This window comes from Planococcus sp. CP5-4_YE (assembly GCF_019042655.1).
Classification (GTDB): Bacteria; Bacillota; Bacilli; order Bacillales_A; family Planococcaceae; genus Planococcus.
This window is the reverse complement of record NZ_JAHPZO010000013.1, coordinates 77,095-86,317: the sequence shown is the minus strand read 5'-3', so window position 1 is coordinate 86,317 and position 9,223 is coordinate 77,095. Positions and strand designations below refer to the sequence as shown.

The following is a 9,223-nucleotide window of genomic DNA, read 5'->3' as shown; positions in this document are numbered from 1 at the left end:
CGGAGATGTGTTATAAGAGACAGGAATTACAAAATCCTCATTGAAAAGGCCAATTAAGGGTGCTCCCTTAATTGGCCTTTTTGTTTACTTCAAAATAAAATCAGTTTCTTTAAAAATCCTGTTTCACAGCACGCCCTACCACCAGGTAAGCGATGAGAAATCCAAGCAGGCCGAGGAACACAGGGACAGCGGTAACGGAAAACAGGTTTGTATCATTCGTATTCACCGATGACGACAGCAAGGCAACAATTGCGATTCCTGAAACGATCGTAGCGGGAACGGAGTATTTCCTCATGCCGAAAAATAGCGGAATTAACGACATTCCGGAGCAGGCTATAGCAAGCACCACTAAGTGCAAGAGGTAGCCAGAAGGCAAAGCCAGTCCCAGCTCAACCGGCGTAAAGGCATACAGCTTATTGAAAGCTAAAAAGCTGTAGTAGACGATCAATGTCGAAGCTATGACGAAAAAAAAAGTAAGTACGCTGACAATGATCAGCTTAGCGAACAATAGCTTTTTTCGGCTGATCGGATACATGAAGAGAAAAGAGATGGTCTTGTTCTTGAATTCCTCAACAATGATCTGTGACAATAGGACAGAAGCATAGATGACAAAGGCTGCAATGACAAAGAGTTCAATGATTACGCGAAGGTCCTCAGAGCTGGATAAAAATTCAGTGACTGCTTCCGGTTCGATGCCAAGCAGCATCAACATGCCGACAATCGCCGCATTGATCAGCACGAACGTGACAGCTACACCTACCAAATTCATTCTTTTCAATTCCAGTTTAATTAGATTTAGCATATGAACCCTCTCCTTCTATCAATTGAAGGAAATAATCTTCAAGAGGCTGTTTTTTATGGTTGAGCGATTCGATTTCCACTTGGTTTTGCATCATGGACTGGAAAATATCATTCTGGGAAATGTCGTCGTAAATATTGATGATGCTTTTATCTTCCCTGACACGGAAATTCCGTGCCTTTAATTTATTTTCCAAAATGAACGCTGCTTTTGGATAATCTTTCACCACCAACTCGAGATGATTGGCGTGGGTATTGCGGATTTCTTCCATCGACGCTTCTTTGATCAGCTGTCCTTTGCGGATGACGCCGATGGTATCGGCAATTTGCTCGATTTCCGATAGATTGTGGCTCGAGATCAGCAACGTTATGCCGTATTGACGGCTCAGTTTCACAAACAATTCGCGGAGTTCATGCATGCCGACAGGGTCCAGGCCATTCACCGGTTCGTCCAAAATGAGAATTTCCGGTTTGGTAATGACGGCACGGGCAATGCCAAGCCGTTGCTTCATGCCGAGCGAGAAATCCTTCACGGGCTTGTTTTCCACATTCACCAAATTGACCAGAGCCAATGTTTCCAGAATCGCTTGCTTATCGTAATAGCCCATATATTCACAATGCAGTTCCAGGTTTTTTCTGGCGGTCAGTTTCTCGAAAAAGATGGGATATTCAATGATGCTGCCCATTCTTTTCAATAATTCGTAAGACGTGTCGTGCACTTTCTCGCCGAATAATTCAATTTCTCCGCCGGAAGGCTTCACTAAATTGGTGATCATCTTCATGATCGTCGTCTTTCCGGCACCGTTCGGCCCCAGAAATCCGTAAATTTCCCCGTGGCGGACATTCATGTCAACGCCAGATACTACTTCTTCGCCGTTATACGCTTTGGTCAACTGATGCGTTCTAAGAATATGAGTCATGCTGATTTCTCCTCTCTTCCTTCTTAGAATCACTTTATCAAACGCTTCTGTCGCCCCACTTACTAAATCCTTACGAATTCCTTACGTTTCGTCAGTTTTGAAAGTAACGGCAAACACGGTCTTGTTGAAAGGCACGCTGGTGAAGCTGATGCTGCCTTTCATTCGCTCGACCAGCCGTTTGGCGATGGTCAATCCAAGCCCGCTGCCTTCCACCGATGAGCTTCTGGCATCTTCCAAGGTGTACAGGCGTTCGAAAATCTGATGGACGTCTTTGTCATTAATTCCTTTGCCGCGGTCCCAGACTTCCATGATGACGTCATTCTTTTCCTGCCGCAGCGAAAGGCCCAAGACCTTGCCTTCTTTGCCGTAGCGGATCGCATTGGACAATAAATTTTCCAAGACACGCATCAAGGCGTCCCGGTCGGCTTCGATGAAAACCGCTTCTTCCGGAATGTCGATGAGGACTTCAAAACCTGTGGAACCTAAGGTGTCGTAATAGCCGAGAATGGCTTCACGACAAATTTCACTGGCATTGATATTTTTCATTTCAATGGGCCAATCATTCGATTCCAGCTTCGCCAAATCGAAAAATTTGCTGATGAGGTGGTTGACTTCCATAACTTTGCCGTTGACCTTCGACAATAGCTCCTGCCGTTCTTCGGGTGTATATCTGCTATCGTGCTGGATCGTTTCGATGTAGCCGAGTACCACCGTTAAAGGTGTTTTCAAGTCGTGGGAAACATTGGACAGCATCCGGTTCATCGACATCCGCAAGCGGGTGCCATCGGCAATGTATTCCTGATGGTAATCCAGCAAGGAATTGATGCTGATGAGCAACTCCCTCAATGGCTGTTCTTCGGTCCGGACGAGCAGTCTTTCCGTCGATTGTTTTTCGAGGATATCGTCCAGCTTGTTTGAAATATAGGGAAGGTCTTTCGTGATCGTTTGTTTGATTTTGTAATAACGGTAGCTGACAACTGCCAAAAGAAGCGCGAGGACTGCGGACACATAAATCATTTCGCTGCCTCGATTTTATAGCCGATGCCCCAAATGGTTTTTATGTATTTTGGCGAAGACGGATCTTCCTCGATTTTCCCTCTAAGACGCCGGATGTGGACATTGATGACATTATCATCTCCGTAATAGGCTTCTTTCCAAATGCTTTCGAACAACTGTCCTTTCGTGAACACACGGTTGGGATTGGTCGCGAGCAACGACAGAATCTGGAATTCCTTCGCCGTTAAATTCAGTTCTTTTCCATTCTTCAGCACAGTAAAATTAGCCAAGTGGATTTCCAATCCGTCCATCTTCACGATTTGTTCCGGTTCGTTTGGAGCACCTTGGCTGTACTGCTTCGCACGGCGCAAAGCCGCTTTGACGCGTGCCGTCATTTCAATCAACGAAAACGGTTTGGCGATATAATCATCTGCCCCAAATCCGAGCCCCAAAGCTTTGTCCAAGTCGCTGCCTTTTGCCGACATGATCAAGATCGGCAAGGTGCTGTCGTTGCGCATGAGCTGCAAAACATCCAAGCCGTTCGCAGTCGGCAGCATCAAGTCCAAAATGACCAAATCGAAGTTGCCTGTTGAGAACAAGCGCAATGCTTCGTCGCCGTCAAATGCGGACGTTACGGCATACCCTTCTTTTTTCATATGGTTTAATACCATTTCATGAATTTGATGATCATCTTCCACCAGCAAAATCGCTTCACTCATCGCCACCACTTCTTTCTGTTCGAGTATTATCGGAAGAGATTTAACATTTCCTGTGAAATTGAGAATTTTTGGTTCCTTTCCATCATTATAAACATTTTCCATCTTAAAAATATTCCTTCAGTCGCTTAGAGGTGAAAATATGACTTGAATAGGAAGCTCGCAATCTGCTCCTAAACGATAAAAAAGGGGTTCAGAAAGTCCAATTTGCATTCGGAAGGGATGGGTATTATTGGTATCATTAGGTTAGTGAATAATTAGGATGAGGTGAGCTTATGAAATCACATTGCACTTACTACAAGAAGAAGATGCCAACGAATTATTCCGGTTCGAATCTGACAGTCGGAAGTTTTTTGAGCGGCTGGTGCCAAGTCGTGGAGATGATTTCTACGTTTTCGAAAACTTTCTTTCGAGGCATGAGGAGTTATTGAAAGAACAAGAAGAAGACTTTGCAAACTTCTACCTAATCAAAAACGATACAGGAGACATTCTGGGAAGAATCAACTTAGTGGATATAGACAGGATCAATCGAACGGCAGAAATCGGATTTCGGATTGGGACGAAATACGGAGGGCAAGGGATCGGAAGCCGGGCCTTGGAAATTTTGCTCGATACCGATTTAAGATTGAGGCAAATACACGGAAAAACGACGACTGTTAATGGGGCCTCCCAAAAAATATTGACGAAAAACGGATTTCAAGAAGTGCGTGTTGGGGCAGAAACATTTGAGATGAATGGCCAAGATATGAGCTTTGTATATTATTTGTGGGAAAGTAGAACAAAATAATAGAAGCCGGGTTTTCCAAGTGAATGGTGAAATCTCTTTAGTATAGTCCCAAAATATGATATATTTCGGGAAAATGATGGAACGCATATTCGATAGAAGCGGTTGAGCTTTTAATATCGAATACCTCCAGCTATATGGATTTGGGCAGAATCGGACAAGAACGGGGAAAAGGAAGTGGAACATGGAACAAAAAATACCAGCGCTCGCGTTAAAGATCAGAAACAGTTCTGGCGGCCATATCTTTTATCTAACAAAAGAAACGAAGCACTATATTAATAATATTGTCGTTTTTATTTTGGACGGTTTACAGAACAACGAGCACGTCTTAGTTGTTGAAAACAACCGTTTGACCCCTTTGGTCCGGAAACGGCTCCAAGCGGTTTTGACAGCTGAAGAACTCGCCAAGGTCTATTTCTTCGATAGTTATAAGTTGTATTGGCATAAAGGGAATTTCCACCCGAGCACGATCGTCGAATATTTCCGAGAAAGCTTTGACGTCTCTGAGCTGCCTTGCCAGCATTTTCGGACGTGGGGGCATATCGAATGGGATACACGCGACGGCTTGGAAGAAGAGCTGCTATCGTACGAAGAGCAAGTGGACGATTTGATCACAGCGCAAAATTTGATTGCGGTATGCGCATACGATGCTATCCGTGTTGAGCAGCCTTTGCAGGATAAGCTTGCCTTGTACCACGATTACCTGATGGAAGATGAAGAAATCGTGTTCTTAGAGGAAACACGCGACTCCCAGCGATGCTTAGTAAACGAGACAACTGGAAAATAAGTGACTATATAAGCACGGAAAAGGGCTTTTCGAACAGATCATAAAATATGATCTTTCGGGAAGCTCTTTTTTAGAGTATTGATGAAGTTCCTGAACAGTAAGTTCGATGCGTATATACCCTAATATTAACCGTTTTATAATTAATAAATATTCATTTGTAACGAATATAAAAATAGATAAATAGGCACGAAATCAGTATGCTATGTATAAGCGCCAGTTCCGATTATGCGTGCTAGGAAGGAAATCCATATGACGAAGAACTTTGTTTTGACAGCACTTATTTTAGCATTACTTTTGAATGGCTGGCTGGTGGCCTATTTTGCAGTGCCCCATTATCTCGAGTTGATTGCGGTTGGGCTATTGTCGCTCTTATTCATGTCCATTCTTAGCGAACGTTATATTTTTTTATATGCGATTACGATGATTCTATTATATGGAGCTTATTTAACGGTAACCTCATTCGGCCAGTCATTGCCTGAGGGCATGCAAGTGCACTATATGTATAGCCATTTGCTATTCACCAGTTTCCATTTGATTTTTTGGATGCTGATGAATGCTGTGAAAAAAATAGGCTATCAAAATTCGGATTTGCAGCATCAGGTCCAATTGCTCCAAAAATACAGACAAGGATCTCAAGTTCTGACAATGACTGAGTTTAAAGATCAAGCAGAGTGGCTGTTAAAATCGACAGCCCGGAATGGAAAGGAATCGTATTTCCTGAAAGTTGAACTTGAATATTCCAAGAAGAGGACGAAACAGAATATGCAGGAGATGCTTGAAAAAGCAGCCCTTCAATCCATTCGGCAAAAATACGATTTAGTTTCCAGCGATCTTGGCACCATTTATTTTCTTTTAAAAGATACCCACCAAGAAGGCGCGGACATTGTCATGGAGCGCTTTCGGAAAAAAAGCCAAGCTGAACTGAATTTCATCACGCCACCTTATCAATTTGAACAAATTCATATTAAAGATGCCCAGCAGTTGCATGGGTTGTTAGGGGCAAGATCATGACACAAGTGATTTTGCTAATCATGCTATTTTTTTGGGTGCTGTTGATTTTTTATTCCATCCTGACTATTTCTGGTGTATGGTATCGAATGCGATTTATAAAACCGCCAAAGCTATCGAGCTATCCTAGCGTCGCGGTATTGATTCCTGCACATAACGAAGGCATTGTCATGGAAGATACTTTGCGGGCAATGGCAAGGCTGCAATATAGCGGCCAATTGGACATTTATGTGCTGGACGATAATTCAAAAGACGATACGGCAGAGATCGCACAAGAATTTGCGGAAGTGTTTTCCAGGATCCATTACATTCCGGTACCTGTCAGTTCTCCTTCTGGGAAATCCCGCGTATTGAATTATGGGCTAAGTATTTCACAGTCGGATTACTTTGTTGTATACGATGCGGATAATGAACCAGAACCCGATGCAGTGGAATTATTGGTAGAAGTCGCGGAACGAACTAAGAAAGCCGCCGGAGCGGTAGGTTATGTTAAAACCAAAAACGCGCACACCAACACGTTGACCCGAATGATCGGCCTGGAGTTTCAAGTATTTCAATTGTTGATGCAATGCGGGCGCTGGCAGTTTTTGAAGCTCGGATCACTGGCCGGCACGAATATGCTGCTTCGCAGAAGTGTGTTGGATGAATTGGGCGGTTATGACGTCAATGCCTTAGCGGAAGATGCAGAGTTGACGGTGCGGCTCCATACGAAAGGCTATCTGTTGCCGGTAGTGCCAGAATCAAAAACGTGGGAACAAGAACCGGAAAAGTTGACGACTTTTATCAAGCAGCGCACACGCTGGCTTACAGGGAATATATATTTGCTCGAGAAGTCATTTAAGGACTTGTCCCATTGGCGTGGAAAGACTTTTTTCTTGAGTCTGCAGCATGTACTGACGTATTTGGTTTTCGTGGTCGTTCTTCTATTTTCGGATATCTTTTTCATAATGAGTATTCTGGGCATGGAATTGCCGAATATGGAAGCTCCATTGCTGATGTTGTGGTTTATGAGCTACATTGTCTACACAGCCCAGTTATTGAGCGCATTGGTTGTAGATAGGAACGTATCACCTAAAAACGTATTTTTCATCTTCATCATGTATTTCACCTATGCTCAACTTTTCATCATCCTGTTGCTTCGCAGCGTAACGGTCTATATATGGAGCCGTGTTCGTGGCAACACGATCGCATGGGATAAGACGAAGCGTTTTAAGGGAGTGGGGTGAATGTTGAGCAACTCGATTCACTTAAGAGAATTTAAGAAAAGCGATTGGGAAGGCGTACACAAATACGCTTCTCAAGAAAAGGTTTGCCGAACACAGCCGTGGGGACCGAATTCAGTAGAAGAGACCATCGAGTACGTCGATCAAGTTCTTGCAGATGAAAAAAAAGTTCCGAGAACACGATTTACGTTTGCTGTAGTTCAAGCGGGAGATGACGCAATGATCGGTGCTGGCGAACTCACTATCAAAAGCTTTGAGAACAGGACAGCTGAAATCGGCTATATTATTAATCCCGACTATTGGGGCAGGGGAATCGCTACAGAGCTTGCCGAAAAGCTCATTTGTTTTGGTTTTGAAAAGCTGAATCTCCACCGGATTTATGCCACATGTGCACCTGAAAACATCGCTTCCCGAAAAGTCCTGGAAAAAGCAGGTCTGTTTTTCGAAGGGCATATGAGAGAAACTTTGTGGGTAAAGGGGAAATGGAGAGATTCACTTCTTTATAGTGTTTTAGAAAACGAATGGGATGGGCAGGGAAAATAGGTATTGGCCCGGAGAGTAGAGACGTTTATACATTTTAAAAAAGCGTGTTCGAATTTATCGAATACGCTTTTTGTATTTTCAAATGAGGCTAATCTATTTTTGCAAAAGCTACGAGGGTCCCTGCATCACATGAACTAAACCCAATCTTTGCATAGAAATGACGAACATTCGGCGCTTCCTCCGTCAGTAGCACTTTTTGGCGCACGTCACCAAATTTAACCAATGTTTGGCTCATAAGATCTGTCGCAATTCCTTGATTTTGGTGGTTTGTTAAAACAAGAATGTCTTGAATATAAATAATTGTGAGCCCATCACCGACTACACGAATCAGCCCAACTAAACTTTCTTTTTCCCATGCAGACAATACATACAACGAGCAGGACAGGGCTCGTTCCAGTTCATCCATATCCTTCGTGTAGGCATACCATTGCGCATCTTCGTAAAGTGCCTTCAACTGTTCCCTGGGGATTTGCTTTTGTTCTTTAAAGATAATAGCCATTATGTTTCCTCCTCAAAATTATTATTTTGAAGAGTGTGGACGTAATTTTTCCACTGTCTTATACCTCCTCTCAGAACTAGAAATCTTTACAGTTTTTTTCGTTTATTCATTTGCTAATGATTTTCTCGGTTGCTTCCCACTTCAACCTGCTTCACCGCTTCGTGCATCTTCCGTATTTCATCGATGACTGCTTGTGGATTATCAATATGAACGGAATGTCCCGCATCTTCTAAGATGACGTGCCGGCTATTCGTACTCAAAGCCGCTAAATCTTTTTGGAAATTCATCCAATGATTCCACGATTCTTCAGTGTGATCAGGCTGGTTTCCGCCGGTTACAACGGTTAACGGCATGTCGCCGAGCGTTTTATATTTCCGCACTTGCTCCAAGCTTTCTTCAAATTCCGCTAACGTGCCTTCTGCTCCAAACTGTCCGTAATAATCGGCTTGCATATCAAGAGACAATTCATCGGCCATAAGCTTATTTTGATCTTCGTGGCATGAATCCAAAAGAATCACTCCTGCTACTTCTTCCGGATACATGCTTGCGTAAAGGCGGACATTCAAGCCGCCGAAAGAATGGCCGACTAGTATATAGGGCGGTTTTACTTCCTTTTTTTGAAGCAAGCTGCGCAGATTCTCAACATTTTGAAGGCTATGGTGCGGACGGGAGTCCCCAGTACTTCGCCCAAGGCCAGCCCTGTCGTAGATGAGCAGTTTAGAAAATGAAGAGACTTCCGCCTTAATGCTGTTCCATCTTCTCGTGGGCACCCCATACCCTGAATCGAAAACAATTACAGGACCGTCCGTACCTTCCCCCAACACTTTGCAATAAAGCTGAATCCCTCCAATATCAACGCGTGCGTCTTCCATCTGCTTCGTCATATACTTCCTCCATTTCATCGAACAATCCCTCTAAGTAATGCTTGAAAAAATATCCACCTAATTAT

General features: G+C 43.5%; 11 protein-coding genes. 5 read left to right on the top strand and 6 right to left on the bottom strand.

The window, feature by feature from the left end:
• Positions 1-109: 109 nt before the first annotated feature.
• The 4 genes from KTG14_RS14020 to KTG14_RS14005 all read right to left on the bottom strand — a co-directional run bounded on the left by KTG14_RS14020 (position 110) and on the right by KTG14_RS14005 (position 3,433).
• A complete protein-coding gene (locus KTG14_RS14020) occupies positions 110-802 on the bottom strand; it encodes an ABC transporter permease (protein WP_216971511.1) in 693 nt (230 codons plus the stop codon).
• Positions 786-1,718: an ABC transporter ATP-binding protein gene (locus KTG14_RS14015; RefSeq protein ID WP_216971510.1), complete on the bottom strand. Its 933-nt coding sequence runs from the start codon at positions 1,716-1,718 to the stop codon at positions 786-788. Before KTG14_RS14015 ends, KTG14_RS14020 begins: the two co-directional genes overlap by 17 nt.
• Before the next feature lie 81 nt (positions 1,719-1,799).
• Positions 1,800-2,735 (bottom strand): sensor histidine kinase, encoded by a 936-nt coding sequence (locus KTG14_RS14010; RefSeq protein WP_216971509.1) that lies wholly within the window; start codon positions 2,733-2,735, stop codon positions 1,800-1,802.
• Positions 2,732-3,433 carry a response regulator transcription factor gene (locus tag KTG14_RS14005; protein WP_216971519.1) on the bottom strand — a complete coding sequence of 234 codons (702 nt, stop codon included), beginning with the start codon at positions 3,431-3,433 and terminating at the stop codon, positions 2,732-2,734. Before KTG14_RS14005 ends, KTG14_RS14010 begins: the two co-directional genes overlap by 4 nt.
• A gap of 283 nt (positions 3,434-3,716) precedes the next feature.
• Between KTG14_RS14005 and KTG14_RS14000 the strand changes: the two genes are divergently transcribed.
• The 5 genes from KTG14_RS14000 to KTG14_RS13980 all read left to right on the top strand — a co-directional run bounded on the left by KTG14_RS14000 (position 3,717) and on the right by KTG14_RS13980 (position 7,775).
• Positions 3,717-4,217 (top strand): GNAT family N-acetyltransferase, encoded by a 501-nt coding sequence (locus KTG14_RS14000; protein WP_254178181.1) that lies wholly within the window; start codon positions 3,717-3,719, stop codon positions 4,215-4,217.
• 181 nt (positions 4,218-4,398) lie between these two features.
• Entirely contained in the window at positions 4,399-5,001 is a 603-nt protein-coding gene (locus KTG14_RS13995; RefSeq protein WP_216971508.1) for an MEDS domain-containing protein, read from the top strand.
• Between the two features lie 249 nt (positions 5,002-5,250).
• Positions 5,251-6,012, top strand: coding sequence for a hypothetical protein (locus KTG14_RS13990; RefSeq protein ID WP_216971507.1), 762 nt, complete (start codon positions 5,251-5,253; stop codon positions 6,010-6,012).
• Positions 6,009-7,235 (top strand): glycosyltransferase family 2 protein, encoded by a 1,227-nt coding sequence (locus KTG14_RS13985; RefSeq protein ID WP_216971506.1) that lies wholly within the window; start codon positions 6,009-6,011, stop codon positions 7,233-7,235. The genes KTG14_RS13990 and KTG14_RS13985 overlap by 4 nt, the downstream gene beginning before the upstream one ends.
• Positions 7,236-7,775 carry a GNAT family N-acetyltransferase gene (locus tag KTG14_RS13980; RefSeq protein ID WP_216971505.1) on the top strand — a complete coding sequence of 180 codons (540 nt, stop codon included), beginning with the start codon at positions 7,236-7,238 and terminating at the stop codon, positions 7,773-7,775. It begins immediately after the preceding gene.
• A gap of 88 nt (positions 7,776-7,863) precedes the next feature.
• Here KTG14_RS13980 and KTG14_RS13975 read toward each other — a convergent pair whose 3' ends face one another.
• On the bottom strand, positions 7,864-8,274 hold the full coding sequence (locus KTG14_RS13975) for a GNAT family N-acetyltransferase (protein ID WP_216971504.1): 411 nt from the start codon (positions 8,272-8,274) through the stop codon (positions 7,864-7,866).
• 113 nt (positions 8,275-8,387) lie between these two features.
• On the bottom strand, positions 8,388-9,158 hold the full coding sequence (locus KTG14_RS13970) for an alpha/beta fold hydrolase (RefSeq protein WP_216971503.1): 771 nt from the start codon (positions 9,156-9,158) through the stop codon (positions 8,388-8,390).
• Between the last annotated feature and the right edge of the window lie 65 nt (positions 9,159-9,223).

Excerpts from the sequence above, each read along its gene's own strand:
- KTG14_RS14020 (WP_216971511.1), bottom strand. The coding sequence starts at position 802 with ATGCTAAATCTAATTAAACTGGAATTGAAAAGAATGAATTTGGTAGGT.
- KTG14_RS14015 (WP_216971510.1), bottom strand. The coding sequence starts at position 1,718 with ATGACTCATATTCTTAGAACGCATCAGTTGACCAAAGCGTATAACGGC.
- KTG14_RS14010 (WP_216971509.1), bottom strand. The coding sequence starts at position 2,735 with ATGATTTATGTGTCCGCAGTCCTCGCGCTTCTTTTGGCAGTTGTCAGC.
- KTG14_RS14005 (WP_216971519.1), bottom strand. The coding sequence starts at position 3,433 with ATGAGTGAAGCGATTTTGCTGGTGGAAGATGATCATCAAATTCATGAA.
- KTG14_RS13995 (WP_216971508.1), top strand. The coding sequence starts at position 4,399 with ATGGAACAAAAAATACCAGCGCTCGCGTTAAAGATCAGAAACAGTTCT.
- KTG14_RS13990 (WP_216971507.1), top strand. The coding sequence starts at position 5,251 with ATGACGAAGAACTTTGTTTTGACAGCACTTATTTTAGCATTACTTTTG.
- KTG14_RS13985 (WP_216971506.1), top strand. The coding sequence starts at position 6,009 with ATGACACAAGTGATTTTGCTAATCATGCTATTTTTTTGGGTGCTGTTG.
- KTG14_RS13980 (WP_216971505.1), top strand. The coding sequence starts at position 7,236 with ATGTTGAGCAACTCGATTCACTTAAGAGAATTTAAGAAAAGCGATTGG.
- KTG14_RS13975 (WP_216971504.1), bottom strand. The coding sequence starts at position 8,274 with ATGGCTATTATCTTTAAAGAACAAAAGCAAATCCCCAGGGAACAGTTG.
- KTG14_RS13970 (WP_216971503.1), bottom strand. The coding sequence starts at position 9,158 with ATGACGAAGCAGATGGAAGACGCACGCGTTGATATTGGAGGGATTCAG.